Origin of the sequence: Chamaesiphon sp., assembly GCF_041737865.1 — a bacterium.
Taxonomy (GTDB): Bacteria; Cyanobacteriota; Cyanobacteriia; order Cyanobacteriales; family Chamaesiphonaceae; genus Chamaesiphon.
On sequence record NZ_JBGSQZ010000067.1, the window covers coordinates 1 to 26,949 of the forward strand.

Annotated in this window: 28 protein-coding genes; 21 read left to right on the forward strand and 7 right to left on the reverse strand. The window is 45.1% G+C overall.

Annotated features, from left to right (window positions below; genetic code table 11):
* Nucleotides 1-137 precede the first annotated feature (137 nt).
* The 5 genes from ACEW9J_RS04855 to ACEW9J_RS04875 form a co-directional block, all read right to left on the reverse strand.
* Nucleotides 138-458, reverse strand: a complete 321-nt coding sequence (locus ACEW9J_RS04855) for a HaeII family restriction endonuclease (RefSeq protein WP_373544010.1) — start codon at nucleotides 456-458, stop codon at nucleotides 138-140.
* Nucleotides 455-1,426 (reverse strand): DNA cytosine methyltransferase, encoded by a 972-nt coding sequence (locus ACEW9J_RS04860; RefSeq protein ID WP_373544011.1) that lies wholly within the window; start codon nucleotides 1,424-1,426, stop codon nucleotides 455-457. Before ACEW9J_RS04860 ends, ACEW9J_RS04855 begins: the two co-directional genes overlap by 4 nt.
* Before the next feature lie 29 nt (nucleotides 1,427-1,455).
* Nucleotides 1,456-3,438: a DNA sulfur modification protein DndD gene (gene dndD / locus ACEW9J_RS04865; RefSeq protein WP_373544012.1), complete on the reverse strand. Its 1,983-nt coding sequence runs from the start codon at nucleotides 3,436-3,438 to the stop codon at nucleotides 1,456-1,458.
* Between the two features lie 127 nt (nucleotides 3,439-3,565).
* Nucleotides 3,566-4,315, reverse strand: a complete 750-nt coding sequence (locus tag ACEW9J_RS04870) for an alpha/beta fold hydrolase (protein WP_373544013.1) — start codon at nucleotides 4,313-4,315, stop codon at nucleotides 3,566-3,568.
* Nucleotides 4,316-4,318: 3 nt separating this feature from the next.
* Nucleotides 4,319-5,047: a lysophospholipid acyltransferase family protein gene (locus ACEW9J_RS04875; RefSeq protein WP_373544014.1), complete on the reverse strand. Its 729-nt coding sequence runs from the start codon at nucleotides 5,045-5,047 to the stop codon at nucleotides 4,319-4,321.
* 233 nt (nucleotides 5,048-5,280) lie between these two features.
* Here ACEW9J_RS04875 and ACEW9J_RS04880 point away from each other — a divergent pair, with 233 nt between their 5' ends.
* Nucleotides 5,281-5,877 carry a CDP-alcohol phosphatidyltransferase family protein gene (locus ACEW9J_RS04880; protein WP_373544015.1) on the forward strand — a complete coding sequence of 199 codons (597 nt, stop codon included), beginning with the start codon at nucleotides 5,281-5,283 and terminating at the stop codon, nucleotides 5,875-5,877.
* A gap of 19 nt (nucleotides 5,878-5,896) precedes the next feature.
* On the forward strand, nucleotides 5,897-6,613 hold the full coding sequence (locus ACEW9J_RS04885; RefSeq protein ID WP_373544016.1) for a TVP38/TMEM64 family protein: 717 nt from the start codon (nucleotides 5,897-5,899) through the stop codon (nucleotides 6,611-6,613).
* On the opposite strand, the gene ACEW9J_RS04890 is transcribed toward ACEW9J_RS04885, so the two are convergent.
* Together ACEW9J_RS04890 and cobQ are read right to left on the reverse strand one after the other, a co-directional pair.
* Entirely contained in the window at nucleotides 6,587-7,159 is a 573-nt protein-coding gene (locus ACEW9J_RS04890) for an alpha-ketoglutarate-dependent dioxygenase AlkB (RefSeq protein ID WP_373544017.1), read from the reverse strand. The genes ACEW9J_RS04885 and ACEW9J_RS04890 overlap by 27 nt on opposite strands.
* Nucleotides 7,160-7,345: 186 nt before the next feature.
* Entirely contained in the window at nucleotides 7,346-8,809 is a 1,464-nt protein-coding gene (gene cobQ, locus ACEW9J_RS04895) for a cobyric acid synthase CobQ (protein WP_373544043.1), read from the reverse strand.
* Nucleotides 8,810-8,958: 149 nt separating this feature from the next.
* On the opposite strand from cobQ, the gene ACEW9J_RS04900 reads away from it, so the two are divergent.
* From ACEW9J_RS04900 to ACEW9J_RS04990, 19 genes are all read left to right on the forward strand, one after another.
* A complete protein-coding gene (locus ACEW9J_RS04900) occupies nucleotides 8,959-9,297 on the forward strand; it encodes a hypothetical protein (RefSeq protein ID WP_373544018.1) in 339 nt (112 codons plus the stop codon).
* Nucleotides 9,298-9,299: 2 nt separating this feature from the next.
* Nucleotides 9,300-9,503, forward strand: coding sequence for a hypothetical protein (locus ACEW9J_RS04905; RefSeq protein WP_373544019.1), 204 nt, complete (start codon nucleotides 9,300-9,302; stop codon nucleotides 9,501-9,503).
* Between the two features lie 106 nt (nucleotides 9,504-9,609).
* Complete coding sequence (locus tag ACEW9J_RS04910) at nucleotides 9,610-10,077, forward strand: MarR family winged helix-turn-helix transcriptional regulator (protein ID WP_373544020.1); 468 nt, start codon at nucleotides 9,610-9,612, stop codon at nucleotides 10,075-10,077.
* A 309-nt stretch (nucleotides 10,078-10,386) separates the two neighbouring features.
* On the forward strand, nucleotides 10,387-11,877 hold the full coding sequence (locus ACEW9J_RS04915; RefSeq protein WP_373544021.1) for an HlyD family secretion protein: 1,491 nt from the start codon (nucleotides 10,387-10,389) through the stop codon (nucleotides 11,875-11,877).
* Between the two features lie 387 nt (nucleotides 11,878-12,264).
* Nucleotides 12,265-13,524 carry an MFS transporter gene (locus tag ACEW9J_RS04920; protein ID WP_373544022.1) on the forward strand — a complete coding sequence of 420 codons (1,260 nt, stop codon included), beginning with the start codon at nucleotides 12,265-12,267 and terminating at the stop codon, nucleotides 13,522-13,524.
* A 597-nt stretch (nucleotides 13,525-14,121) separates the two neighbouring features.
* On the forward strand, nucleotides 14,122-15,720 hold the full coding sequence (locus ACEW9J_RS04925) for an MDR family MFS transporter (RefSeq protein ID WP_373544023.1): 1,599 nt from the start codon (nucleotides 14,122-14,124) through the stop codon (nucleotides 15,718-15,720).
* Between the two features lie 228 nt (nucleotides 15,721-15,948).
* Entirely contained in the window at nucleotides 15,949-16,191 is a 243-nt protein-coding gene (locus tag ACEW9J_RS04930; RefSeq protein WP_373544024.1) for a DUF1816 domain-containing protein, read from the forward strand.
* A gap of 254 nt (nucleotides 16,192-16,445) precedes the next feature.
* Nucleotides 16,446-16,775 carry a cupin domain-containing protein gene (locus ACEW9J_RS04935; RefSeq protein WP_373544025.1) on the forward strand — a complete coding sequence of 110 codons (330 nt, stop codon included), beginning with the start codon at nucleotides 16,446-16,448 and terminating at the stop codon, nucleotides 16,773-16,775.
* 40 nt (nucleotides 16,776-16,815) lie between these two features.
* On the forward strand, nucleotides 16,816-17,298 hold the full coding sequence (locus tag ACEW9J_RS04940; RefSeq protein WP_373544026.1) for a universal stress protein: 483 nt from the start codon (nucleotides 16,816-16,818) through the stop codon (nucleotides 17,296-17,298).
* A 34-nt stretch (nucleotides 17,299-17,332) separates the two neighbouring features.
* On the forward strand, nucleotides 17,333-17,782 hold the full coding sequence (locus ACEW9J_RS04945; RefSeq protein WP_373544027.1) for a pyridoxamine 5'-phosphate oxidase family protein: 450 nt from the start codon (nucleotides 17,333-17,335) through the stop codon (nucleotides 17,780-17,782).
* A gap of 253 nt (nucleotides 17,783-18,035) precedes the next feature.
* Nucleotides 18,036-18,389, forward strand: coding sequence for a four-helix bundle copper-binding protein (locus tag ACEW9J_RS04950; protein ID WP_373544028.1), 354 nt, complete (start codon nucleotides 18,036-18,038; stop codon nucleotides 18,387-18,389).
* A 95-nt stretch (nucleotides 18,390-18,484) separates the two neighbouring features.
* Nucleotides 18,485-18,988, forward strand: coding sequence for a DUF1269 domain-containing protein (locus tag ACEW9J_RS04955; protein WP_373544029.1), 504 nt, complete (start codon nucleotides 18,485-18,487; stop codon nucleotides 18,986-18,988).
* 138 nt (nucleotides 18,989-19,126) lie between these two features.
* Nucleotides 19,127-21,388 (forward strand): heavy metal translocating P-type ATPase, encoded by a 2,262-nt coding sequence (locus tag ACEW9J_RS04960; protein ID WP_373544044.1) that lies wholly within the window; start codon nucleotides 19,127-19,129, stop codon nucleotides 21,386-21,388.
* A complete protein-coding gene (locus ACEW9J_RS04965; protein WP_373544030.1) occupies nucleotides 21,385-21,885 on the forward strand; it encodes a cupredoxin domain-containing protein in 501 nt (166 codons plus the stop codon). The genes ACEW9J_RS04960 and ACEW9J_RS04965 overlap by 4 nt, the downstream gene beginning before the upstream one ends.
* Nucleotides 21,886-22,065: 180 nt before the next feature.
* Nucleotides 22,066-22,449: a hypothetical protein gene (locus ACEW9J_RS04970; protein WP_373544031.1), complete on the forward strand. Its 384-nt coding sequence runs from the start codon at nucleotides 22,066-22,068 to the stop codon at nucleotides 22,447-22,449.
* 143 nt (nucleotides 22,450-22,592) lie between these two features.
* Nucleotides 22,593-23,252 (forward strand): glutathione S-transferase, encoded by a 660-nt coding sequence (locus tag ACEW9J_RS04975; RefSeq protein ID WP_373544032.1) that lies wholly within the window; start codon nucleotides 22,593-22,595, stop codon nucleotides 23,250-23,252.
* A gap of 165 nt (nucleotides 23,253-23,417) precedes the next feature.
* Nucleotides 23,418-24,335: a DUF2382 domain-containing protein gene (locus ACEW9J_RS04980; RefSeq protein ID WP_373544033.1), complete on the forward strand. Its 918-nt coding sequence runs from the start codon at nucleotides 23,418-23,420 to the stop codon at nucleotides 24,333-24,335.
* Between the two features lie 301 nt (nucleotides 24,336-24,636).
* Nucleotides 24,637-25,215 carry a YsnF/AvaK domain-containing protein gene (locus ACEW9J_RS04985; protein ID WP_373544034.1) on the forward strand — a complete coding sequence of 193 codons (579 nt, stop codon included), beginning with the start codon at nucleotides 24,637-24,639 and terminating at the stop codon, nucleotides 25,213-25,215.
* Between the two features lie 234 nt (nucleotides 25,216-25,449).
* Nucleotides 25,450-26,928, forward strand: coding sequence for an MFS transporter (locus ACEW9J_RS04990; protein ID WP_373544035.1), 1,479 nt, complete (start codon nucleotides 25,450-25,452; stop codon nucleotides 26,926-26,928).
* Nucleotides 26,929-26,949: the final 21 nt, after the last annotated feature.

Sequence of the window (26,949 nt, forward strand, 5' to 3'; positions counted from 1 at the left end):
ATTCTCACTCGATCGCCAGATTCAAGCGATCGAGTGCAAGGGTTTTGAGCCTTTCAACGTCAAAACCTTGCACTTAATTTCTGAAAAAAGGCTCAAAACCCTTGCAGTGATTGGCTTGCTGAGATCTTCAGCAAGCCCTAAATATATGCTTCAATAATCCCACCTTTTAATCTATTCTCTTCACCTAAAATTACTAATGTTTGAGGTGGTATAGCTTTGGTGAAAAGGGCTTCTTGATACTCTGCTGATGATGAGCTGCTGCGCCCAACGAATCGATCGGTTATCGTATTTCGCCAAGCTTTGGATGTATTTCGATATGTATCGATATCGGTTAAATCGATATCTTGGTTAACTCGATCGCGATGTAGTATCTCGGCAATCTGGATCGGCTTATATAAATGTACTCTGCTGATTTTTATAATTCGATCTAATGCAGCTTTTGCTTTTTCCAGAGTCATGCGTTAATAGGTTCTAAAAGGGTTAGTTGTTTGTATTCTTTCTTGCCTTGTTTCGGTTGAAGTTGTTTAATTGCGTCTATCATGTTACTCGCAACAGCCTCGATTACTGGGATTGCGACACTGTTACCTGTCAGTTTTCGCATAGCTTGATAGCTAACGACAATTTTGAATGTCTCTGGGAAACCTTGCAGTCTTAGCATCTCTCTAGAAGTTAAACGTCTTTTTCCATTTACCAATAGATAATTATAAGATGCTCCCGCTCTCAATGCACATGAATAAGGTAATGCAGAGATATTACCTCCCTTATTTTCATGCCAGATAGAAGGTGTTGAATATGCTTTTTTTATTTTTTCTAAGCGATTGGCTACTATTTTTTCATTTGCAAAGTACGAAATATCTATAGCACGATCGGGTTCTAAAATCTGTGATAGCAGTTGATAGGAACCTAGGGGTATCGGAAAACTAAAATCTATATCTTCTTTAAAGCCAACAATAATTACCCGCTCTCTTTTCTGTGGAAGACCAAAATCCAAAGCATTCAGAACTTTTATATGAACAAAATAGCCTAATGCTTCTAGCTTTTCTTTTATGATAATCAAAGTACGACCGGAATCATGCGATCTAAGTTGCTTTACATTTTCAAGCATAAAGGCATAGGGCTTCTTTACTCTTAGAATTTCTTCGATGTTGAAAAATAGCGTTCCCCGCGTATCAGCAAAACCAAGAGATTTTCCAATAATACTAAATGGCTGACATGGAAATCCTCCAAGTAAGATATCATGGTCGGGAATATCTTCAGGAGCGATTTGAGTGATGTCTCCATCAGGCTGATCGCCATGATTAGCTTGATACATTTTTTGGGCATCTGTATCCCATTCAGACGAAAAGACACATTCACAGCCATGAGCTTCAAAGCCAAGTCTTATTCCGCCGATTCCAGCAAACAAATCGATGATTTTAATAGTCATACCTCACCTAATTTTATAATTTAATAGTATTACCAAAAATAACCCGATCGAACCCTAGTTCTCTGTTCGCCTGGATCGTGTTCTAATGTATACTCGCGCGTAATTGCACCTTGTGCGCGTAAATTTGCTACTTCACTTTCGGCGACTTCGGTATCTGTGGATAAGAGGATCACTTGTTGACTGGCGGCGGGAAAATATCGTTCGATCAGGTTGGTACGATGGGAGGAATCTAATCTACCTAATGGTGTATCGATCGCGATCGGTAATTGTCGTCCCGATACTCGTGCTAATCCCCATAATAAAGCGATCGCGAGGAGTTGTTTTTCACCTGCTGAAAGTCGATGTTTTGGTAATAACTTGCCCTCACGATCGTGGAGAGAGAGTGTGAATGTTGTACTATCGATCGTCACTCGCTGCACGAGTTCGGATTTGTGTAATAGGTAGCGAAAACATTCGGTGACTTCGTTTTCGAGCTTATTGATTTTTTTGAGCGTCAGCTTTTCTTTGAATATTTGTAACGTTGCTTTGACTTTAGCAACAGAATCAATAATATGCTGGTCGTTTTTAAGCTTGATATTTGTTTCGGTATAGGTTGCTAATTCCTGTCTAGTTTTAGTTGTAATTCGATCGAGTTCCAGATATCGGCGATCGCTACTAATTTTATCAGCCTTGAATTGAGATACTAGCTCACGAGCGGCGGTTTCTTGGGCTTTGAGTCGGAGATATTCTTCTGGCGATGCGGCTTCAGCTATTTGGCGATCGAGAAAATCTAGATCGGCTTCGAGTTTGGTTAATTTAGTTTGGATTTCGAAACTTTTTTGAATGTCTCGATCGAGGTCATATTTGAGGATATTATCTAACTGACTCATTACCTCATCATCTACACCCAAATAAACCGATCGATCTAGTTCAACTTCCTGAGTTAAGCTGTGATTTTCACTCTCTAGGAAGGCTTGAATATTAGCAATCTGGGTTTTTAAAATATCCTGTTGCTGGAGGTATGCGAGTAATCGGCGATCGCGATCGACTAATAAATCTAGGGCGGCTTTACCTTGACGATGGCGGAGTTCGATCGATCCTTGAGCTTGGACTTGAGTTAGTAACGGTGCGATCGATGCTAGAGGTAAACTACCCGCCGCCAGATTAGCTAGCTCTTGACGTTGCTGTTCGATTTGAATTTGAATTGCTTTTGATTCTAGCTCTAATTCTTTCCCGCCAGCGGCGATTTTGCCTCCTTCCAAGACGAATTTATCAAAGGCTTGTTCTTCTTGTTCGATCGCGATTGCTAATTTTACTTCAAGCTTATCTAATTCGGCTCGTACCGCGATTAATTCTAACTGTTGTTGCTCTAATTTAGATTCGATTTCATCGATCGCTTCTAGTTGTTTACTAGTTGCCACATCTCGCCGCTTTCGGCTGACTAGTACATCTAAATCTGCCGCAAGCCGTTCGGCTAACTCCAATCCTAACAATGATTGAATAGCATCGAATACACCGACAGGTGGAGTTTCCTGCTCTGCCAATTCCTTGACCTGTTCGCCATCAAATAAAAATAGATTAGAAATCCCTAATGGTAAAATATTTTCGATGTACTCATCCCAAGTATTGAGCAGAGCTTTATCCGCCCAATCATTAACTAAAATTCCTAACGTATCCTTCCCTTCTTTTGGATTGCGTTCCCAATAGCGAACAATCCGAATATCTCGCAAATCCCCATCCTCGGCGACCTGAAATGCTAGTTCGATTCTAGCTTTTTCTACTAATGGTGTTTGACGACTGACGCACTGATCGAGAAAATCCCCATAACTCAAACTTCCTCGTGTCGAGCATTGAGCGCGGGCACCATATAGAGCTAACCGAATTGCATCCATAATCGTCGTTTTCCCGCCACCATTCATCCCGCCGATCAGAATAATCGGGCGACTATCTGCCGACAGATCCGGTAATAAATTAATAGTGTTCTTGCCTAAGTAAGAACCAAAGTTTTCTAAAACCAGTTCGCGGAATAGCATAGTCGATCGAGCCGATTTGATGTTTATTAGATGTGGGATTCGCCAAGGCTGTTAATACACTAGATTTAGTCCGCACAGGTGTTTGCACCACTAGCGACGACTTCCGGTCGTTGTACTGTCTGCATAGTCATAACAGATCGGCTAAATAAATATCTTTTTCTAATAGGCAAGCATGTCCGCTATTGGGTAAGAGCGTGGTTTTTGACTTAGGTAAAAGTTGCTGAAGAATGCGTACCTCTGGCAGCGATGGCAAGAGTCGATCGAGTTCTCCAGCAATGAGCAACACTGGAATATTAATAATTTTTGGCAAGACTGCATGAATCTGAAAATGCCGGAGTAAATCCAGTCGCCAAGCCGCTGACCGCGGCTGAACCGAAAGCATTGCATCGAGCAAGCTCTGACGGTCTGGTGCGGCAACTCGATCGGCATCAATGAGAAAGTTCACCAAAATTCTGGCAGAGAGTGGATATAGGGCATCTGGGAGCAGTCTGACCACCGAACTTCCGCCTGCTAACCAAGGTAATCGCACCAATGAAGAAGCAGGATTGATCAGTACCAATTTACAAATTTTGGCACTCATTTGCCCCGCTACCTGCATCGCAAAACAAGCCCCAAAGGACTCGCCACAAAAGTATATATCTCGCCCCTCAGTCAATTCGGTCGCAATCAATTGGAGAGATCGATCGACCAAACCTGCCCAATTCGTTAGATCGTTACCAGCAATCGCCAAACAGCGGATATCAAATCTAGCTGCCAACCGATCGATCTGTTTGTACAATAATTGACCAGTTCCATCCATCCCTGGAAAGAATACAAACAGTGGTAGGTGCGGCTGTGCGGGTCGAGGCTGAAAAAAACTGAGGGGATAAAGCTGCATGGTTTACGCGGAGAGCAGGTCAGCAACTTGTTGCGATAAAGTGGCGGTCAATTCTTTTACCACTTTACCAGCTTGACGACCGTGGTATCGATCCTGGTATGGTGCGAGCGAAAAAGGTTGACCCAGCCGAATCGATACTTTTTGATACAGTACTGCTGGATGCCAGCCATCTTGTTTAAACAGTGGTTCTGAAGGATCTAAGTATTGAAGCATACTTAGGGGCACGGCTGGCCACTGGATTTCAGATTGAGATCGGATTGCTACTGGCAAAATCTGTAAATTTGGTACCGCCGCTTGCAATGCTATATGAGCAAAGCCCCGATAAAAATGACATGCGCTATGTGGTATGGGGGTGTTGAGCATCGGAGCCGCACCTTCAGGAAAGATCCCGATGATTTTGCCGCGATCGAGCAATTTGGTAGAATGACGCAGTAGATCGGGGTACCAGTCGTCGCTCAGAGGGAAACCACCACAGCTCTGTAAGACCTCGCGCAACACCGGAACATTGCCCATAAAGCGGTGACAGACAAAGTTAATGGGAGTATTTAGGAAACTGGTCAGCAAAAAGGGGTCGAGAAAGCTGCGGTGATTGGAGACAATCAGCAGTGGACCAGATTGGGGTAAACGTTCGGGGTTTTGTACCTCCACATCCATGCCCAATAAACCCAAGACATCTTGAGCGATGGCGGTAATATAACCATCAAATGGGGCAATTGACTCCAGTAAATTCATGCAGTTCTCTGAAATGATGTGCTGTGTGACAGAGGAAGATATCGCTCCTCATCCATGTATCTACTTGGCAAGCTTCGCTCTAGGGTAGCAAAGCGCGTCTTAAACTTTCTTTACAATCTTAATTTTAGCCTGATTTTTCGCGATCGGGTGAGCTGCGATTGTAGAGATGACTAGACACATCGAGCGGCTGCTCTAGATGTGCAAACTATTAACCGATCTATGATGTACCTCCCATGCTGAAACTCGCCTATATCCCCAGTATTTTAGTCTGTATTCGCTTGGCAATCGCGCCGTTATTGCTGCTCGATGCGATCGATCTAGCTGTCAGTAAATGGTTCTTGGTGGGTTATATTATCGCTGTCCTCTCAGATATTTTTGATGGCATCATCGCGCGGCGACTGGGGGTGAGTACGACGCGGCTGCGACAGGCGGATAGTTGGGCCGATATTTGTCTGTATCTGTGCGTTGCGGCTAGTGCGTGGCTGGTATATCCCCAGATAATTATTGATTTTAAAGTGCCGTTACTACTGGCGGCGATCGCGCAAATTTCTTTATATGCCATGAGTTGGCTCAAGTTTAGGAAATTTCCCAGTTTTCATACTTATACTGCCAAAATCTGGGGATTGACGTTGCTAGTTGCCACAGTGAGATTATTTGGCTTTGATGATGCTAATTTGCTCTGGTTGGCGATCGGGATGTGTATGATTAATAGCATTGAAGAGATGGCGATGACTTTAATATTACCGGAATGGCAATGTGATATTTTGAGCATCTTTGCGGCGATCGATTTACGCAGCAGCTCGATCTTGATATTGCCACAGGAAAAGTAAATACTATAAATTTGAGATCGTGTCAAATCGTCCAATCTTATCCAAACTAAAGCAGCATGTTCGCAAATACTTTAAACCGATCCTATTGGTTGGAGTAATTATCCTATTTTTCACTACTCCAGCGCGGAACTTATTAGATCGAGAAATTCTCACTGACTACCTGCAAAGATTGGGAATCTGGGCTGTGCCCACATTTATTTCTACCTATGTATTATTGGCAGTGCTAGGCTTGCCGATTACGATTCATACATTGGCTGGAGGCTATGTATTTGGGTTGGTGTGGGGGACAGCTTGGTCGATATTGTCAGCGACATTGGGCGCAGTAGGAGCATTTTATCTGACTCGGTATGTTTTTCGAGATTGGGCGATTGCCAATTTCGGTCAGCACAAATTGATGAAGAAGTTCGATCGAGCATTTACTAACATTGATGAAGATCCCACCTTAGCAACAGCAACCACGCAAAAACAGCGCAATGCTTTTAATCTAATTTTAGCTTTACGCTTGGCACCGATCGCTCCATTTAATCTGATTAATTTTTTCCTAGCTCTGACCCCAATTCATTTCAAAGTTTACACGTTCGCAACTTTTATCGGGATTGTTCCCGGCACGATCGCCTATACTTGGTTGGGTGCTGCTGGCAAAACGGCACTTCAAGATGGAGATCGGCTTCAATTTGGACTTGCAGCCAGTTTCTTGGTTTTCCTATCTTTATTGCCGTTGTGGTTCAAGCGTTAGCGTTGATAACGGTCGGTATGATGGATCGATCCGCCGGAAAGTGAGACTAATTCGCCCGTCCATCACATTAGCTCGTTTGATGGCATGACTCCAAAATTCTTGAGTTTTTTGGCTCATATACAGCAATGAACCATGTGGTAATAGATAATTTAGCCGTTGTTCATAGTCGGCTTTCGATCGAAATGACAGCTTCCGTTCGGTACCCAAAGAGATAATAATAATCTGTGTTCCAGCTTCCAAATTATCGATTTCATCGGAGTGAAACCCCATCTTATCGCGACCATCTTGGTAATAGTTAACAAGACAGCTATTCGGTTCAAACCCTAATGTCGCTTCGAGCTGTTTACATACAGGTTGCAGTAAAGAGTGCATCGGCTGTCGTTCGTAGGTCAAGCCAGAGTAATTATAAGGTAGTCCGAAACAAGCAGTTTTACGCGCACTAATCCGCAGATCCCACTCAATTCGATCGCGTAATTGGAAATATAATTCGGTTGCCGCTATTGATGATAAATAATCGGAGCAAATCGTAACTTCTGGCTCAGTCATTTTGAGAGTAGAAAGTGAAAAGTTAAAGGTGTATAGTGAATGGTTAAAAGATATTTTCCTAGTAAAATAGTCAAGTTCGGCTATTTACCGATACTTAGAAATCTACGAGCTGATACCTCTGCAATTAGATGGTATGGCAATTCATGAATTGCCATACCATCGCACATGCTCGATTTCTGAGAATATCTATTGTAATTTAGATAAATCCAGATACTCGGAAATCGAGTCTGCCAATTTATCGAAAATCTCCTCGCGCTGACTGGGATAGTCCGGCACTTCGGTAGTGATGGGAGCCAAATTGCGGCGAGAGCGGATCTGATTTAGCCAATTTCTGCGCCAGTTTCCATTATCGAAGATGCCGTGTAAATATGTGCCCCAAAGTTTGAGTTCTCGATCGACAATCCCCAGACTTTCATCGGCAAATAATTGCTCGTATTCGTCGCTAGCAGGGCGATCGGGGTGCCATTGGGTGGTACCTTGATGGATTTCGTATCCAGCGATCGACACGCCCGCATTGGGATAATTGGTGGTAGTAGTCAGTTGGCGGGTAGTTTTGGTTTCGGTAATGGTGGTTTGGAGCGGGAACAGGTTTAAGCCTGGATATTCTCCAGGGATGCCTTCGATTCCGACTGGATCTGCGAGGGTGGTACCGAGCATTTGGAAGCCGCCACAAATTCCGATAATTGTACCGTTATTATTCAGGTAATCTGGCAGCATTGCCGCAATTCCAGTTTTTTGCAACCATTGGAGATCGGCGATGGTAGTTTTCGAGCCAGGTAAAATTACCGCGTCGCAGCTATTTAATTCATCTTTAGTCGTAATATATTTGAGATTGACTGTCGGTTCGGCATCGAGTGGATCGAAATCTGTGAAATTGGAAATGCGGGGAAATCTGACGACCCCAATTGTCAAATCTGCATTGGGTTTTCGCGATCGACGTTCTAATAAATCTAACGAATCTTCCGATGGAAATACTTGGTCTAACATCGGGATGACCCCGATGACCGGAATTCCCGTACGCTCCTCCAGCCAAGTAATTCCCGACTCCAATAGCGATCGCTGTCCCCGAAATTTATTGATAATAAACCCTTTAATTAATACGCGTTCTTCGGGTTCTAATAACTCTAAAGTACCAACAATGTGTGCAAATACACCACCGCGATCGATATCAGCAACTAAAACAGTATTTGCCTGTAAATAACTCGCTACTCGCATATTAGTCAGATCGCGATGTTTGAGATTGATTTCGGCTGGACTCCCCGCACCTTCACAAACAATATAATCAAATTCTAAAGCTAATTTATCCAAACAACTAGTAATCGCCGCCCAGCCGCGATCGAAATAATCCCGATAATAATCTGCCGCCTGAACTCTGCCCACGGCTGCACCCATCAAGATTACCTGAGAAGTCATGTCGCCCTGAGGCTTGAGCAAGATCGGATTCATCTCTACTCGCGGCTCGATTTTCGCCGCCCAAGCCTGAACAGCCTGCGCGTGACCTATTTCTTTACCATCGGCGGTAATATAGGCATTTAGAGCCATATTCTGCCCTTTAAAGGGGGTAACTTTCCACCCTTGGCGAACGAGGAGCCGACAGATAGCAGCGGTAATTAATGATTTGCCAGCGTGGGAGGTGGTGCCTACCACCATGATAGATTTAGTCAATTTGGAGAAGATAGGATAAGTACAATTTAATTTTACGCATAGATTAGCTGAAAACCTTTTCTTTGGTAAACACCGCTCGATCGCTCTTCCAAATCTGCTAGATTGAAGGCGGAATATCACTCTATAATTTATCAGTGGCTAAATTACCAGATCCTGTCCTTACCAACATCTTCACCCTACAACGTCGAATTATCGAGAGCGTCGATACCACCACAGCCTTAGAATTTAGGCTACTAGAACAGATGGGAGAAACCGCTGAAACTTTGCCAGAACTCGAAGAACTTCAGAGTATTCGGGAACGGCTATTGTCTCCGTACTCAAGATTACATACTCTAGTACTCAAAGCTGCCCAATCTCAACCAGTAGCTCCTAATGATGTGTTAAATTTATTGTATCGTTCTATTGAATCAACAGAAGCTGCGTTAGCTGCTAGTATTGCCAGTCTGCAAGAAATCCAACGTAATTGGAATTAATCATGAGTAACGACTTTAAAATTCCCAATGCTGAAACTAGAGCAAAATCGATTGCCAACATCAGAGAAGCTGGTAGACTCTTGGACTTATGCACATTAGATCTAGATGAAGCTATAGCTGCCCTAGACAAACACTTGCTCCAACAACGTCGAGCTAGATTATTATCTAAATCTAACTACATTCCTACAGAAACAGTTGAGAACTAGTTGCCGATCGGCTCTCCCGTACTTATGAGGGAAGCTATATCGCTCGATTTGACATAACTCTTAGCCCGTGTCAAAATAATAGTACGCACGCTAAGTAATTAGCTAAATGAAATCTAGATCGACTAAAGCTGCATCATCGACGTTAGGGCAAGAATTTAGGGCACCACATAGCACTGGGTACCGGATCAAATTGCTGTCTCAATTACTCTATCGGAAATTTAGCGATCGACTCGAACCGTTTGGGTTGACACCGTTTCACTGGTTGGTGCTTTGTTGCTTGTGGCAAGAGGATGGAATTCCGACTTCTTATATTGGCGAGAAATTGCAGCAGGTGGGCGGTACTCTGACGGGAGTGTTGGATCGGATGGAGGAGCGGGGATTTGTGCGAAGGGAACGCGATAACCAGGATCGGCGGATCTGTCGGATTTGGTTGACTGATGCGGGAAAGGAGTTAGAGCATGTCTTACCGCAGCTAGTCGCCGACTTACATGAGGAGACTTGGGAAGGTGTCTCTCCACAGGATCGCGAACAATTTTCACACGTACTCAACCAAGCGATCGCCAATCTCAGTTAACGAAAATTATGGATCTGCTTGGTGCAACACATGCGGAGGAGACCTCCGCGTGATTGCATCCGCTAAATCCCCATCCTAAAAACCCAATTATCAATTATCAATTAATTTAAGGATACCTCGATTACCTCCGGTAGGCGTAGCCAACGTTGCGCCAAGTTCATCCGATCGACAGAAGCGCAAACGTTTTAATACTGTCAAGATAGTACGCATACAAAATATCTACTTATCTTTACATCACAGAGTTGCCTGAGTTGAATCAGGAATAACTGCGGCTAGGATTAACTGTTATTTTTTTATTGAAAATCAACAATGCAAACGCTAACCAGTAACGGAAATAACAGCTCCGATCCCAACAAAATCATTGTATCCGAGCAAGACTTGACGCTGGATCGACACAATCTCAAAGAGCGCAATCTGGATCTGACAACCACTAAACCTGAATCGTCAGCGACACCAGATGCGGGAAAAGTACCAGAAGATCGCCAGCCAACACCGAAAAAGAAAAAACCGATCGTGCTAATTTTAGCAGGATTGGGGATTGGCGCGATCGCTGCGAGTACTTTTGGTTATCGTTATTGGCAATACTCCTCTACCCATCAAGCGACAGATAACGCTACAGTAGCCGGACATATTCACCAAATTAGCAGCAAGATTGGGGGGACTGTTACTGAGGTAGTCGTAAATGACAACCAGCAGGTGCAACCAGGGCAATTATTAATTAAGCTCGATCCAAAAGACTACGAAAATAAAGTTCAGCAAGCAAAAGCTGCACTAGAATCGGCGCGGCGACAAGCAAATGCAGCTCAAGCCAACATCGCGCTAGCATCCCAAACCACAAGCGGTAAGACGACTCAAGCGCAGGGAGATCTCAGCACCGCCCAAGCCGCCATCGGTACAGCGCAAGCTACCGTGCAAGAGGCGAGATCGGGAATTCCCGCAGCCCAAGCAGTCGTACAAGAGGCACAAGCTGGAATCCCCCTGGCACAATCACAGGTAGCCCAAGCCGATGCCAACCTCCAGAAAGCCACGGCTGACTACAATCGGTACAACAGTTTGTTTCGACAAGGTGCCGTCGCAGGGCAACAATTAGATACTGCTAGAGCCGCCTACGCCGTCGCCCAAGGGCAAAAAAGTTCTGCCCTCCAAGGAGTCCAACAAGCCAACGCCCGACTCGCCTCAGCCAAAGTTGGTGTCGCTAGAGCGCAATCTCAACTAGCAGTAGCCCAAGAAGGAATTACGAGCGCACAAGCCAAACTAGCAGCATCTAGAGGCGGATTGCAACAAGCTACCGCCAGCGGACAACAAACAACAGTCAACCGCAGTCAGTATGAGGCAGCACAGTCAGCGATCGCTCAGTCTCAAGCGTCTCTCAAAGATGCTCAATTGCAACTATCTTATGTAAATATTACGGCATCTACTGCCGGACGGATCGGTCGTAAAAATGTTGAAGTTGGCAACCGCATTCAAGCGGGATCGCCACTAATGGCAGTTGTCGATAATAATTTTTGGGTAGTGGCAAATTTCAAAGAAACCCAACTGGGCAAAATCAAACCTAAGCAGCCAGTAGAAGTTAAGTTAGACGCTTTTCCCAATTGTATATTTAGAGGTTTTGTAGATAGTATCTCACCAGCATCTGGCGCGCAATTTTCACTATTGCCACCCGATAATGCTACGGGAAATTTTACTAAGGTCGTCCAACGGATTCCCGTTAAAGTCAACTTAGATCCCCAAAGTGTTAAAGGTTATGAGTCGCGGATTACTCCTGGTATGTCTGCTGAAGTTACTGTCGCGATCGAATAGAGCTGTTACTTAATTCAGGGATGACTTGTAGGGGCATTCCCTGAAGGTTGCGCCCAATTTACGCACTATAGCAATCCTAAATGATTCGTGAGATTTGTTCGTTGGCACAGCCTCTTCTAAGGAACTTAACCTAGGAGTGGCTCAGTACATGGATCTGTAGGTTGGGTTGAGCAAGGCGTTGGCGTAGCCTCTCGGAACGAGATAACCCAACAGCCCCAGCCAAAGTTTCTTTCATCCATTAGGCGACATTTATGTCGGCTCAGATGCTCGGAACGAGAATCGAGCCTCTTCGGTGCGTTACGCTTCGCGATAACACACCCTACGATATTCTTACAAATCAAATAGGACTGCTTAGAAGGAATTACCCCTACAATCGACTTATTTAATATGCAGGCAACTGAATCTAGATTTTTACCACCCGCATTGCGATCGAGGAACTATCGGCTGTTCTTTGGCGGACAAGGGATATCACTGATCGGCACATGGATGACGCAAATCGCTACTGTGTGGCTGGTTTATCACATTACTAATTCGGCTTTTATGCTGGGGGTGGTGGGATTTACCAGTCAAATTCCTAACTTTTTGCTGACACCTTTTGGAGGAGTATTTGCCGATCGATTCCCCCGCCGCCGGATTTTGGTTACTACCCAAATTCTGTCGATGGTGCAATCATTAACCCTTGCTGCTTTAGCATTGACTAATACGATCGAGATCTGGCATATTATCGGGTTGAGCTTATTTCAAGGCACGATTAGTGCCATTGATGCGCCAGCCAGACAAGTATTTGTGACTGAACTTATAGAGCGCAAACAGGATCTACCCAATGCGATCGCGATTAACTCGACGATGTTTAATGGAGCGCGATTAATTGGGCCAGCAATTGGGGGATTACTGATTGCTAGAGTAGGTGAAGGCTATTGTTTTTTGATCGATGGGCTAAGTTATATTGCCGTAATTATCGCTTTACTAGCAATGCGATTTAAGCCTAAGTCAATCCCAGTTGCGGATGGAAATCCGTTACAAAAAATCAAAGAAGGATTTACCTACGCCTTTGGCTGTCCGCCAATTCGCGCAATTTTATTATTGTCCTGCTTAGTCAGCTTAATGGGGATGCAGTATACCGTACTCGTCCCAGTTTTTGCCAATAAAATTCTTAAAGGTGATGCCCAGACATTGGGATTTTTATTAGCAGCATCAGGAGTTGGTGCCGTAGCTGGGGGTATTTATCTAGCTACTAGAACAACAGTAGTCGGACTCGGTAAATTAGTTGTCATCGGGCCAGCAATTTTAGGAATTGGCTTGATTACTTTTGCATTATCGCGCTTTTTACCACTTTCTTTGTTGGCAATGTTAACGATCGGACTAGGTACGATTTTACAAATTGCCGCAGGTAATACAATTTTGCAAACGATCGTCGAGGATGATAAGCGCGGACGAGTGATGAGCTTATATACGATGTCATTTTTGGGCATTACACCCTTCGGAAGTTTATTGGGCGGGAGTTTAGCCGATCGGATCGGTGCTACCCCCACGCTAATGATTGCTGGTAGTGCGTGTATCTTGGGATCGATCTTCTTTAGCAAGCAATTGCCACCATTAAAGAAAATCGTTTACGAAATATATCGGAAGAAGGGCATATTAAGTTAAAAAAATGTACGTGTAAGTCCGTTTGAGTCGTTGCGTAGATTTTACCCCACCCCTTATAGAACTCATTTGAGATCTTTTCAGCAAGAACCGATCGACAAGTCTCAGTGAAATTTACCCCTAGACTAAATTCTAGTCAAGTAACTCCCAACTACAATCTAGAGTGAAGTGAATGCCGCACTACGCAACTCACACGCCATCCGTACGCAGGGGAGTTTGAGGGGCGGCGTTCCGCTCCTCAACGGGGGGTCTGGGGGTCGGTACCCCCAGATCCGGGTTCTGCCTACACTAGGAAAATCGCCACCCTCAAGTTCTCTTCGGATACCGATTAGCTTCTTACGAGAAGATCTCAAATGCGTTCTATAGAGGGGAGGGAGCCAGAGCCTCCCTTTATAAAAGGGAGGGAGCGAAAGCCCCCCCTGCTTGGTACGCTAACACTGTCGGGGAACCCGAACAGTGCGCGCATCCGCTTTATAAGGGGGGGTTGGGGGGGTAAATCAACTTAACCAAAAGTCTAGCCGACTTGCATGTACAACAACCTGAGAGTGAGGACAGCGATACGCCAACGACAAGATAATTAACCAATCTGGAGTTAGAACTGTGGCAAATCCAAGTGCAATTAGTAACCAAAGTAAAAACCCTAACCTTCCACCGGATTATGTATCGCTGAGAACTTGGATTGGGGTGGGTGCGGGAATGATTGGCGCATTTATGGCGGTACTAGATATTCAAATCACCAACTCCTCACTTCAAGATATTCAAGCAGCTCTGGGTGCAACATTGGAGGAAGGTTCTTGGATTTCTACATCCTATCTGGTTGCTGAGATTGTGGTGATTCCGTTGACAGGCTGGTTGTCGCAGGTATTCTCGATCCGCCGCTACATATTGGTAAATGCCTCACTATTTATCCTCTTTTCAGTCTTGTGTGCTTCGGCTTGGGATTTGCCATCGATGATTACTTTTCGCGCCTTTCAGGGGGCGACAGGTGGGATTTTGATTCCGATGGCATTTACCAATATGTTGCTCAGTCTACCGCCATCTAAACAACCGATCGGATTGGCGTTATTTGGAATTACAGCTACATTTGCGCCTTCGATTGGGCCGACATTAGGCGGATGGCTAACAAATAATTTAAGTTGGCACTATATCTTCTATTTAAATGTCATCCCAGGGTTAATCCTCATTGCTGGTGTTTGGTATGGCATCAAACAACAACCACCCAAACCAGAGTTGCTCAAGCAAGGTGACTGGTGGGGAATTCTGTCGATGGCAATCGGGTTAGCATCGCTGCAAGTAGTATTAGAAGAAGGTTCGCGCAAAGATTGGTTTAATTCATCGTTGATTGTTTATCTGGGCATCATTGCCGTAATTTTTCTATCAATCTTTTTCTGGATTGAATTAACTCGCAAGCAGCCTTTTATTAACTTGCGGCTAGTCCGCAATCGAAATTTTGGGCTGGCTAGTATTGTCAATGTATCGCTAGGCGTTGGATTATATGGATCTATTTATGTTTTGCCATTATATCTAGCCCAAATTCAACAATATAATGCTCTCCAAATCGGTGAAGTTTTGATGTGGGCGGGAATTCCCCAACTATTCATAATTCCGTTCGTACCAACACTGATTAAGTTGGTTGATACCCGCTTAGTAATTGCTGTAGGCGTCAGCTTATTTTCAGTTAGTTGCTTTATGAATTCAGATCTAACTAATCTAACTGGCATCGACCAGTTGCGGTGGTCGCAATTGGTACGCGCGATGGGTCAACCACTGATTCTAGTACCGCTGTCTGGTGTGGCTACTGCGGGTATTTCCAAGGAGCAAGCTGGTTCGGCAAGTGGTTTGTTTAATATGATGCGGAATTTGGGTGGTTCGTTTGGGATTGCCGCTTTGGCAACTTTATTGACTCAGCGAGAACAGTTTCACTCCAATCGGTTGGGCGATGCCGTATCCTTGTACAATCCGGCGACTCAGCAGCGGATTGATGAATTGACTCAGTTATTTGTGAGTAGAGGGGCAGATTTGATTACGGCGCAGGATCGGGCATTTAAGTCGATCGAGAATATCGTCCGTCGTGAGGCTTATGTGATGGCTTTCAATGATTGTTTTTATTTTATCGGTTTTGCTTTGCTATTAAGTGGGATAGCAATTTTATTTATCAAGAAGGTGAAGGTTGAGGCTGGAGCTGGTGGCGGTCATTAAATAGTTGACAGTTGATAGTTGACAGCGTTGTGACGAGCGGGATTTAGGGGATCGACCTTTGCTTCGGGCGACAGATCGGGCAGCCGAAAGATCTACCTATTGATTGATTCATCGATTGGCAATGCTTGGTAAGCTGAATATATATAAATATCAAGGCTCGATACTAGAATAGAAAAATATTTTTTATCCTAGCAATCGATAATAGAACCAATTTTAAACGACATAATAATGAAAATCTCAGAAATTTGGACTAATATCCTAGATTTTTTGGGACAAGCTTGGTGGGTCGAAGTTTTGACAACTCAGCCCAAATGTACCTACTACTTTGGCCCCTTTGCCGAAGCAGGAGAAGCAACCGTAGCGATGTCCGGCTATGTAGAAGACTTGCAGGCTGAATCTGCTCAAGGAATTAAAACACAGGTAAAACGCTTTAAGCCAGATCGACTGACGATCGAACATGAGGTCGAGTAACTAAATAGCACCCCATCCAGTGGAGAATCAGCATGGGGTGCTATTTGCAGTAATTGCCGTTCCTCGCTTGGAGAATCGATTCTAAACAAATAACTCTAAGCAAAGTTTGTTTAGAGTTATTTGCCAACCTCACAAGATCCTCACATTTGAGATCTAATATTGAGATCGATCGTTCCATAGTGCGATTTCCAACAGGAAGCATCACGATCGCTACAATCCCTCGCTTCAAAAAATAACCTTCAAGGGTTAATCCCATGACTGCAACCATCATGTCATCGAAGACGACCGCCATTCGTTGGACGGACGTAATTGAATATCCCCAAACTGGAGTCAAGAGCAAGATTTTACTAGAAAATGAAAACTGTCGCTACACACTGATGTCGCTAGCGATGGGAATGCACATTGCCGAGCATAGTTCTGGTCGTAATGCCACGGTAAATGTCATCGAAGGACAGGGTGCATTGCTCCTCGAAGGTAAAGAGTATGTCCTGGAAACCGGAGTGTTTATTTTCATACCTGCTAACGCCCGCCACGCGATCGAAGCAAACACAAATCTTACTTTTTTATTAACACTGTCTGAATAGGCTACTGCATTTTTTCGATTCACTTTAAATCAAAGTAAAGATGATGCTGCAAAAAATACTAATCGCAACTGGCGACTCTCCAGAATCATCACAAATCTTAAAATCTGGATTAATGCTGGCTGAGAAACTTAATGCCAAGATTCTGATTTTACATGTCCTAAATCAAACCCAAAATAGTTTTGAAACTATGGGCAATCAATTCATGGGCGGTAGTTATCCGATGATGAACGATCTGGCTGTCCAACAATATCAGCAAGAATGGCAAGATCGCGAACAGCGTGGAATGGAACTGCTCCAATCTTATGCGGCTCAGGCTAAAGAGCATCAGATCGAAGCTGAAACATCTCAAAATTTTGGCGACTCAGGAGTGATGATTTGTGAAACAGCTAAAAATTGGTCTGCGGACTTAATTGTGATGGGACGCAATCAGAAATCAGCTTTAAGTGAGTTCTTTTTAGGCAGTACCAGTAACTATGTCTTGCACCATGCACATTGCTCGGTAATGGTGATTCAACAGACATAAGTTTAAAGTTAACTACATATTTGGAGAGAAGATCGTGCTAGACATTGATGAAATGGGACAAGATGAGATTCATGAAGTGTTGCACAAAATCGGCTACGGTCATCTCGGCGTTATTCACGAAGGGAAACCATATGTGATGCCCATGCACTATTATCTCGATGATGGGCAGATCTACATGTTTACAACAGTTGGGATGAAAACTGATGACATGGAGGCAGATCCCGATATCTGCCTACAGGTCGAAGAATTACATAGCTCAGAGCATTGGCGCAGTGTCATTGTCACTGGTAAAGCAAAACGCCTCACCGCGCAGCCAGATATCGATCGCATGATGTCTGTTGTCAAAGAACGAAATCCCACCCTCTCACCTGCCATCAATCGCACTTGGATAGATTCCTGGGGACGCGAAGAAGTAATTAGCATTTACCGGATCTATGAAAGTGAAATGACCGGACGCACGACGGATGGAGTTAGCAGTAGGTAGATAGTTGATAGTTGATAGTTGATAGTTGATAGTTGATAGCGATTCGCACTCGTTGGCGGTTGCTATCTTAATGACCATCGAGTTCTCAAGTTGATGGCGATCTCCCTAGCTTGTCCGATCGATTGGGGATCTAAACCAGAGAAAATCACAGTGTGGATCTCTATCGATCGACAGATCTATTACTGATAAACAATTAGCGTAACTAGAGATTACAGAGATCGAAAAGCCATTAAATATTTTTAGGAGTAATCCGATGACTGCCACTCAAACTCACAATTCTCTACTAGAATCTTGTGTTGAAGCTTGCCTGAAATGTCTCCAAGACTGTGAAGTCTGCGCCACTGCTTGTCTAGATAGTGAAATGGTACAGATGATGGCAAATTGTATCAAAACTTGTCGCGACTGCACCGATTTATGCGAGCTTTGCACTCGGTTGATGATTCGTAATTCTGACCTTCATGCCCAACTGTGTGACGTTTGTGCCGAGGCTTGCGATCGTTGCGCTGCCGAATGTAGCAAGCACGACCACGAGCATTGTCGTCGGTGTACCGAGTCTTGTCGTCGTTGTGCTGAGTCTTGCCGTCAGATGTCGATGGCAATGGCTTAAAAGTATCACTCTCTATCTGTTGGAGGAGAGAATAACTGCTCCTAGTTTTTTATAATAAGCGAGTTGAACTGGTAAATTTAGTTAAGGATAAGCAAATGAGCGACCTAATTGTTGTTGGTTTTAAAGACGAATTTAAAGCAGACGAGGTGATGAGCGAATTAAGAAGACTCCAATCAGAATACTTGGTCGATCTAGAAGATGCTGCTGTTGTAGTCAGAAATCAAGAGGGCAAAGTTAAGATCAAACAAGCCCAAGAGCTAGTAGCTGCTGGGGCAGTAAGTGGGAGTTACTGGGGCGTATTGCTGAGTGTACTCTTCTTCAATCCGATTTTTGCTTTAGTTGGTGCTGCTGCTGGCGCACTTTCAGGCGCACTTAGCGATATCGGCATTGATGACAATTTCATGCGCGATCTGGGCAGCACGATCGAGCCTGGTACTTCTGCTATCTTTGTATTAATTCGCAAATCTACACCCGATCGCGTTTTGGCAGATTTAAGCAAATTTGAAGGCAAAGTCTTACGCACTTCCCTATCCAAAGAAGATGAAGCAAAGCTTCAAGCTGCTTTGAATGGTAATACCCAAGCTGTAACCGCAGGGTAATTAGTTGACAGTTGACAGTTGATAGTTGATGGCGTTGTGATTAGGATAGCTAGTTGTCCTAATCACAATCCGCCTAAAGGTTGGAAGCTCTAAGCTAGTGCAAAAGCAGCGGAAACCGAAGTGTCAACCAGAGGAACGATGATGGAATTAAATCTCAAACTCAAAGGGATGAGCTGTGCTTCTTGTGCTAACAATATCGAGAAAGCACTCCTGAATGTGCCTGGGGTAACGCAAGGTAACGTCAATTTTAGTATCGATCGAGCAACTGTGCGCTACGATCCACAGCAGACTAATAGCAACATCATCACTCAGGCTGTTGCTGACATTGGCTATGAAGCCCAAATCATCCCTGCACTGGGGATCGAAGATGACGCTGGAAATAGAGAACAACAATTAGAAGAACGAAATCTTCAGCGCAGAGTGTTCATCGGTGCAACTCTGAGTATCCTGCTCGTCATCGGTAGTCTCAGCCATTTCAATCTCACACTTCCGTCTGCTTTAGCTTGGCTCAATAATCCTTGGGTACAATTGGCTCTCGCGTCACCAGTCCAGTTTTGGGTGGGGAGAGAATTTCAACAATCGGCGTGGAAGGCATTTCGGCACCGTACCGCCGATATGAATACCCTGATTGCGCTCGGTACGAGTATCGCCTTTTTTTACTCGCTGTGGGTAACTATCAACCCTAATTATTTTACAGTACAGGGATTATCAGCCGAAGTCTATTATGAAGCGACGGCGATGATTATCACCTTGACGCTATTGGGACGGTGGTTAGAAAATCGCGCTAAGGGAGCCACTTCCACAGCAATTACAGCATTGATGGGACTACAGGCAAAAACGGCGCGGGTAGTGCGGGATGGTAGAGAAATTGATATCCCGATCGAGTCAGTAGAGATCGCCGATATAGTAGTAGTACGCCCTGGTGAAAAAATCTCTGTTGATGGTGAAGTCGTATCGGGATATTCGACGGTAGATGAGTCGATGCTCACAGGCGAAAGTTTTCCAGTGACTAAACAAGTCGGCGATGAAGTAGTCGGCGCAACTCTCAATAAGATTGGTAGCTTTCAATTTCGGGCTACCAAAATCGGCAAAGATACCGCCCTAGCGCAGATCGTCAGATTAGTTCAACAAGCGCAAAATTCTAAAGCACCGATCCAAAAATTAGCCGATAATATCACTGGCTGGTTCGTTCCAGCAATTCTAGCGATCGCTGTAACAACCTTTGTAGTCTGGTTTCTAGCGATCGGCAATTTCACACTATCGATCGTCACAATGGTCGGTGTATTAATTATCGCTTGTCCCTGCGCCTTGGGTCTAGCAACACCCACATCGGTGACTGTCGGCATCGGGAAGGGGGCAGAAAATGGCATTTTGATAAAAGGTGCCGAAAGTCTCGAACTCGCCCAGAACATCCAGACGATCGTACTCGATAAAACAGGTACGATTACGCAGGGTAAGCCAGTTGTCACAGATACATCCTCGCTACTGGATCTCGTTCCTACCAGCCCAAATATTTTAGCTCCACTGGATTTGTGGCGATCGATCGGTGCTTTAGAAAGTAACTCCGAACATCCCTTGGCTGAAGCCTTACTCCAATATGCCCGCGCACAAAATCAAGGCTCACAACTGCCCACTGTCGAACAATTTGAAGCGACAGCCGGAAGTGGTGTCCAGGGTACTGTAGCAGGGCAGCAGGTGTCGATCGGCACCCAACACTGGTTTGATGAGATGGGCATCAATTCGGCGGTATTTCGATCGCAGCAAGAAGGCTGGGAAGATGCAGGGAAAACCGTAGTTTTTGTAGCCGTCGCGGGTTATTTGCAAGCAGCGATCGCCGTGGCTGATACTGTCAAGCCTACTTCTGCTAAAGCGATTCGCACCTTACAGAAGATGGGGATCGAGGTGGTGATGCTCACTGGTGACAATCAGCGTACTGCCAAAGCGATCGCCGATCGCGTCGGGATAAAACGTGTCTTCGCCCAAGTCCGTCCCGATCGAAAAGCCCAGACGATTGAGACATTGCAAATTAAAGAGAAAAAAATTGTCGCAATGGTCGGAGATGGGATAAATGATGCTCCGGCACTCGCTCAGGCTGATGTCGGGATGGCGATCGGCACGGGTACAGATGTCGCGATCGCCGCAAGTGACATCACGCTGATTTCAGGGGACTTGCAGGGGATTGTGACCGCCATTCGGCTCAGTCGCGCCACGATGCAAAATATTCAACAGAATCTATTCTGGGCACTTGGCTATAATGTCCTGGGCATTCCGATCGCGGCAGGGATTCTGTTCCCAATTACAGGCTGGTTGCTCAATCCAGCGCTCGCGGGAGCGGCAATGGCATTTAGTTCGATTTCGGTCGTGCTGAACGCGTTGAGATTAAAGAGTTTAAAACTATGAAACTTATAGCACTTTCGGTCGGGACAATCGTTGCCATTTTGCCGATGGGCGCGGCTCAAATGCAACACTCACCGACTAGTAATTCATTTCGGCGCATCGAGCAGCCTTTACCACTCAAAATAAGTGTCGTCCTCGGTGGATTGACGCTAATTGGTGCCGAACTCTGGTGGTTTCTGGGACGTAAACAACAGCAGCAACAAGCGAGTCAAATTAACGGCGTGCAAGAGGTACTAATCGCGGTTGATGGCGGCTATCGCCCCGATCGAATTGTTGTCGTCGCTGGGGAGCCAGTGCGGTTGTCATTCGATCGGGTAGATCGCAATTCTTGTCTCGATGAATTACTGATTCCCGATTTTGGGATTAGTACCCGTTTACCGATCGGGCAAACAACAACTGTTGAATTTATACCCACGAAAGCGGGTGAATATGCTTTTAGTTGTGGGATGAGGATGTTTCGCGGCGTTATTGAAGTAAAGCCAAAAGCATCGATCGGCTAAAAATCTGTCTATTGATGGAGAATCTACTTAAAACTTCGATCTAAAATCTATCTGTCGAGCGATCGATTAACAGTCGGATTTTAAGTATAACTAAAATAGCAATACCTCCAAATTTAATATTAATACGTTAATTTTTATTTTTAAAGTTATTTATAATAATTCTGGAAAATTTATGAAATCATGAAAGAATCACAATCTATTATTAGTCAGTCATCTAACCCAACTCAAAGCCAGCCAAGAGTTGAAGTTAGTCCAATTTTAACGAACGCCATTTTTTTAAATGTGGCGATCCTGGCGATCTGCTTTACGCTGCTCGTTCCAATTTATGCTTATATTTCCAAGCAAAGACAACAGAAATTTAGCATCAAACAGGATAGCAAAGTCGCATGTAATCGCTGCCAATATTTTAGCAGCAATCCTTATATTCAGTGCGCGCTCCACCCAGTAGTAGTCATGACCACAGAAGCAATTGACTGTAAAGATTATAGTCCCAACGAGCGGGCAAAACGAGCTGACGAGTTGAGCCGAATATTTCCTGTCGCCCGCAATATCTTTCGGGACTAAATTTTTTAACAAAGAGTAGGTGTTGAAATCCTTAGCGGGACGACCCAATTATCTGCTTGGTGCGCTAAACCGTCGGGGAACCCGACGAGCGCGCATCCGCAATTATCAATTAATTTAAAATAGGATTGCTATAGGAAAATTTGATGATTACCGTCCATCACTTAAATAATTCTCGTTCCCAGCGCATATTATGGTTGCTAGAAGAAATCGGGCTAGAGTATGAAATTAAGTACTATGAGCGCGATCCTCAGACGATGCTAGCACCAGCCTCGCTGCGTCAGGTGCATCCACTGGGCAAATCTCCAGTCATCACCGACGGGACGATGACTCTAGCAGAGTCTGGAGCCATTACTGACTACTTAGCAAATCGGTACGGTGAGGGACGGCTCGTGCCGCCACCTGAGACGCCAGAGCGGTTGCGATATACTTACTGGCTTCACTATGCGGAAGGTTCGGCGATGCCACCATTGTTATTGAACTTAGTTTTCGATCGGATCGAGCAAGAGCCACTACCATTTTTTGTCAAACCGATCGCCAAGCTAATATCGAGTCGGACGAAGAGTTCTTTTATCTCACCTCAGATCGCCCAGCATTTTGACTACTTAGAAGCAGAACTCGGCAAAAGCCTGTGGTTTGTAGGCGATGAATTCACTGCGGCTGATGTCCAGATGAGCTTTCCGATCGAAATGGCGCGGATCGATGCCAGTCGCCCAAATTTAGTCAAATATCTCGATCGCATCCACTCACGCCCAGCTTATCAACAAGCATTAGCACGAGGTGGCACATATGAGATCCCCAGTTAGGATTCGAGCCTGGTACATTACAGCTTTTGCCTAACATATCCTATTTTGTTCTCTATCTAATGGTACTAGTTAGATCGGCAGATCGAAGGATGGCTGAGATTAGTAATAATTGTATTGTTAAAGAGTCAATCTGTTCTCAAAATCACCTTAATCGGATTTAAAAAAATGACTCTTCACAAAATTAGAGATTTTTACCCAGATTATAAGACTCACTTTGGCGATCGCGATGTCAAAGGATTGGATCTGTATGCTGGTAGCGATAAAATTGGCTCTGTCGATGATGTTTTGGTCGATGATGAAGGACAGTTTCGCTACTTGATTATCAATACTGGTGGCTGGATTATCGGCAAGAAAGTGTTGCTACCGATCGGCCGCGCCCGCATCAATAACACCGAAAAACGTGTCTACGCCGACAATCTCACCAAAGCACAAGCTGAGGCACTGCCCGAATTTAAGGATGATATGACGGTTGATTACGAGCATGAAGAGCAGGTGAGAGGCGTCTACCGCTCCAACTCAACCATGCCGCAAGAGACTACTGCTGCTCAAGGTGTTGGCTATGCTGGCTCGACTAGCGCACCAGCGACTGCAAATACTTTACCCACGCTCGATCTCGAACAAGGCTATACAGGCTACGATCGGGATTCCTATGCTTATGCAAAGGAGCCAGATCTATATGCAATAAACGAGCAAAATCATCCTAGCCTCAAGCTCTATGAAGAACGGCTGGTTGCAGGTAAAACCCGTCAGAAGACTGGTGAAGCTGTCATTAGCAAACATATCGAAACGGAAACTGCCCAAGCTTCGATTCCGATCGAGAAGGAACGAGTAACGATCGAGCGAATCCCCGTAAATTCTGGCACCGCAGTCGCTCCAGGCGAAGCTAACTTTCAAGAAGGTGAAGTCTCGCGGATGGAAATCTATGAAGAAGTCCCAGAATTTCACAAAGAGGCATTTGTCCGCGAGGAAATCAAGGTGAGCAAAGTTGTAGACAAAGAAACTGCTACAGCCCAAGAAACTCTCCGTCGTGAAGAGCTTGTGGTTGATAACCAAGGCAATCCAGTAGTCAAGAATAACCCATAAGTTATTAATCTTTGCTCAATTCATCAATTTTGAGCAGCTATAGCAATCCTAAATCAGATCCCTGGTATTAGACATTGGTGCTCATGCGGCTTGCGACTAACACACCCTAGCTTTTTAAATAGGATTGCTATAGCAGTCCTATTTGATTTGTAAGAATACTGTAGGGTGTGTTATCCCGCGCCAGAGCCAATCTAAATCTCACTAAAAACAGTTGTAAATATGTCGATCGGATCTGCAACTGTCAGCCTGGATTAGATTATTTTTAGTGTAATCAGATCGTAAAATATTTCTAGGGACAACCATGACTTCTGACCAATATAGAGATAGTCAACAGCATCCCGTTGACGCTACTCCACAAGAGCAGCCGATCCAATATCAACAACACTCAACTTCTGTGTCACAGACTCTGACAGAGGAGGTTTTTTCATTATTAGAAGAGAGACTGATCGTCAGTTTAAGTAAGCGCAAGATCGGTGAAATTGTCGTTCGTAAAGAAGTTGAAACACAGATTGTCCAAGTTCAAGTACCGATCCAGCGCGAAAAGTTGATTGTCGAGCAAGTCAGTCCAGAATACAAACTACTTGCCCAAATCGATCTCGGACAAGCAAATCTGCCAAATATCGCGCTTGCCGATCCGACAAATGGCAAGCTGAAATTGGTAAATAATACCAACCCATCGACATCAACTAGGCTCAACCATAGTAGTCAACCTACAGTTGCTGGTGAAATTGCCTCGCCCACAGCAGCTAGCCAACTATTGAAAGAGATTGCCAACATGCCTAGTGCCGATTGGGAAACTGTTCGGATTGAGATCGTACTCAAAGATGCCAAACATCAAGATAATTATCAAGCATTATTCGATCGCTATTGCCAAACCTAAATGTATGGCATCAACATAGTTACAGATAGCTAAGCTGTCAAACATTTAAAACACTCTTTTTGTCCTCTAGAATCTTTGCCGTAAGGGATTCAGTCAAAAGATTTAGATGTAAAACAGCTTATAGCGATCCTAAATGACCCCGCAGCAATATAAATTCGCGATCGACGATCGACTAATCACCGTTGCGGGGGTTCCCTCCAGGTCGAACAAGACAAGACAGACAGCGAGAACATTATGAATCAAACTAAACCCAACTCTCAGTGGTTGGCACTGATTTTACTGTGTGCCGCCCAGTTCATGATGGTGCTAGACTTTTCGATCGTCAATGTTGCTCTGTCCGCCATCCAAAAAGATTTGGCCTTCTTGCCGCAAAATCTGCAATGGTTGGTTACTGCTTATGGACTGACTTGCGGCGGCTTTTTATTATTGGGTGGCAGATCGGCAGATTTATTCGGTCGCCGTCGCGTGTTTATGACAGGATTAGGACTGTTTACCATAGGTTCGCTCGGCGGCAGTTTTGCCCAGACAGAATGGGTGCTGATTGCCGCTCGTGCCGTGCAGGGTTTGGGAGCAGCACTCTTTTCGCCAGCAGCACTATCTATCCTGACGACAAACTTTGCCGAAGGACGAGAACGCAATCGTGCTTTGAGCATTTGGGGGGCGGTCGCTGCTGGTGGTTTCGCCGCAGGAGTGTTGCTGGGAGGCATTCTCACCGATACCCTTGGTTGGCGATCGGTGATGTTTATCAATGTGCCGCTTGGATTGTTGACGTTGGGACTCACGCCGTTCTTGCTGCAAGAGAGTCGAGTGCAATCGGCTCCACAAATCGATTGGTGGGGTGCGGTGACGGTGACATCAGGACTGATGACGCTGGTATTGGCACTTGGGCAAGTAAATGAAACGGGCTGGGGTACCCAGACATTCATGCTATTTGGCATCGCTCTGGCTCTGCTGGCTCTGTTTGTCTGGATTGAGGGACATGTGCGATCGCCACTGATCCCGCTGCGGGTATTTCGCCTGCGGACGCTAACCGGAGCCAATCTGATTGGATTGTTGATGTATGCGGCGATCGGTTCGATCGTGTTTATCCTCACACTGTATATGCAGCAAGTGCTCAACTACACTGCTCTGCAAACAGGATTAGCATTCTTGCCCCACGGGATCGCGGCGATCGTCGCGGCGGCCGTCGCCACATCAGCAGTCACCCGTTTTGGGATCGAGAAGACGCTCATTAGTAGCATCACCTTGGGAGCAATAGGAATACAACACTTGAGTCGGATTCCCGTTCAAGGTGACTTTCTTCGCGATCTCTTGCCAGGGATGGTGATTACTGGTTTTAGTATCGTCATCATCCAAGTGGCTGTGACGATCGCGGCAACTGCGGGGATTGAATCTCGCGAACAAGGGATGGCATCAGGCTTGCTCACTACCTCTCAGGAGATTGGGGCGGCTGTGGGACTAGCGATCGTCGTGGCTATCTCCACGGCTCGGACTCAGGCAGTAATGGCTCAATTAGGTGGAGCAACTGATGTCCAAAAGATAGCATTAACTGCCGGATTTAGGGCAGGGATAGGCGCGACTGTATGGTTGGCGATCGGGGCGGTGCTAGTAGCATTATTTGTCATTGATGAAGCTGAGTGTCGCAAACCGAAAGTGAGGGATAACCGAGGAGAAAGGATCGCCCAGCCCCTCTTGGGCGGGGAGAGAAAATAGGCGTTGCTGATGGGTATGAAA

Coding starts and splice junctions, on each gene's coding strand:
- ACEW9J_RS04855 (WP_373544010.1), bottom strand. CDS start 458: ATGACTCTGGAAAAAGCAAAAGCTGCATTAGATCGAATTATAAAAATC.
- ACEW9J_RS04880 (WP_373544015.1), top strand. CDS start 5,281: ATGCTGAAACTCGCCTATATCCCCAGTATTTTAGTCTGTATTCGCTTG.
- dndD (WP_373544012.1), bottom strand. CDS start 3,438: ATGCTATTCCGCGAACTGGTTTTAGAAAACTTTGGTTCTTACTTAGGC.
- ACEW9J_RS04985 (WP_373544034.1), top strand. CDS start 24,637: ATGACTTCTGACCAATATAGAGATAGTCAACAGCATCCCGTTGACGCT.
- ACEW9J_RS04975 (WP_373544032.1), top strand. CDS start 22,593: ATGATTACCGTCCATCACTTAAATAATTCTCGTTCCCAGCGCATATTA.
- ACEW9J_RS04935 (WP_373544025.1), top strand. CDS start 16,446: ATGACTGCAACCATCATGTCATCGAAGACGACCGCCATTCGTTGGACG.
- ACEW9J_RS04920 (WP_373544022.1), top strand. CDS start 12,265: ATGCAGGCAACTGAATCTAGATTTTTACCACCCGCATTGCGATCGAGG.
- ACEW9J_RS04980 (WP_373544033.1), top strand. CDS start 23,418: ATGACTCTTCACAAAATTAGAGATTTTTACCCAGATTATAAGACTCAC.
- ACEW9J_RS04910 (WP_373544020.1), top strand. CDS start 9,610: ATGAAATCTAGATCGACTAAAGCTGCATCATCGACGTTAGGGCAAGAA.
- ACEW9J_RS04950 (WP_373544028.1), top strand. CDS start 18,036: ATGACTGCCACTCAAACTCACAATTCTCTACTAGAATCTTGTGTTGAA.
- ACEW9J_RS04955 (WP_373544029.1), top strand. CDS start 18,485: ATGAGCGACCTAATTGTTGTTGGTTTTAAAGACGAATTTAAAGCAGAC.
- ACEW9J_RS04990 (WP_373544035.1), top strand. CDS start 25,450: ATGAATCAAACTAAACCCAACTCTCAGTGGTTGGCACTGATTTTACTG.
- ACEW9J_RS04965 (WP_373544030.1), top strand. CDS start 21,385: ATGAAACTTATAGCACTTTCGGTCGGGACAATCGTTGCCATTTTGCCG.
- ACEW9J_RS04860 (WP_373544011.1), bottom strand. CDS start 1,426: ATGACTATTAAAATCATCGATTTGTTTGCTGGAATCGGCGGAATAAGA.
- ACEW9J_RS04960 (WP_373544044.1), top strand. CDS start 19,127: ATGATGGAATTAAATCTCAAACTCAAAGGGATGAGCTGTGCTTCTTGT.
- ACEW9J_RS04905 (WP_373544019.1), top strand. CDS start 9,300: ATGAGTAACGACTTTAAAATTCCCAATGCTGAAACTAGAGCAAAATCG.
- ACEW9J_RS04875 (WP_373544014.1), bottom strand. CDS start 5,047: ATGAATTTACTGGAGTCAATTGCCCCATTTGATGGTTATATTACCGCC.
- ACEW9J_RS04940 (WP_373544026.1), top strand. CDS start 16,816: ATGATGCTGCAAAAAATACTAATCGCAACTGGCGACTCTCCAGAATCA.
- ACEW9J_RS04890 (WP_373544017.1), bottom strand. CDS start 7,159: ATGACTGAGCCAGAAGTTACGATTTGCTCCGATTATTTATCATCAATA.
- ACEW9J_RS04870 (WP_373544013.1), bottom strand. CDS start 4,315: ATGCAGCTTTATCCCCTCAGTTTTTTTCAGCCTCGACCCGCACAGCCG.
- ACEW9J_RS04930 (WP_373544024.1), top strand. CDS start 15,949: ATGAAAATCTCAGAAATTTGGACTAATATCCTAGATTTTTTGGGACAA.
- ACEW9J_RS04915 (WP_373544021.1), top strand. CDS start 10,387: ATGCAAACGCTAACCAGTAACGGAAATAACAGCTCCGATCCCAACAAA.
- cobQ (WP_373544043.1), bottom strand. CDS start 8,809: ATGGTGGTAGGCACCACCTCCCACGCTGGCAAATCATTAATTACCGCT.
- ACEW9J_RS04970 (WP_373544031.1), top strand. CDS start 22,066: ATGAAAGAATCACAATCTATTATTAGTCAGTCATCTAACCCAACTCAA.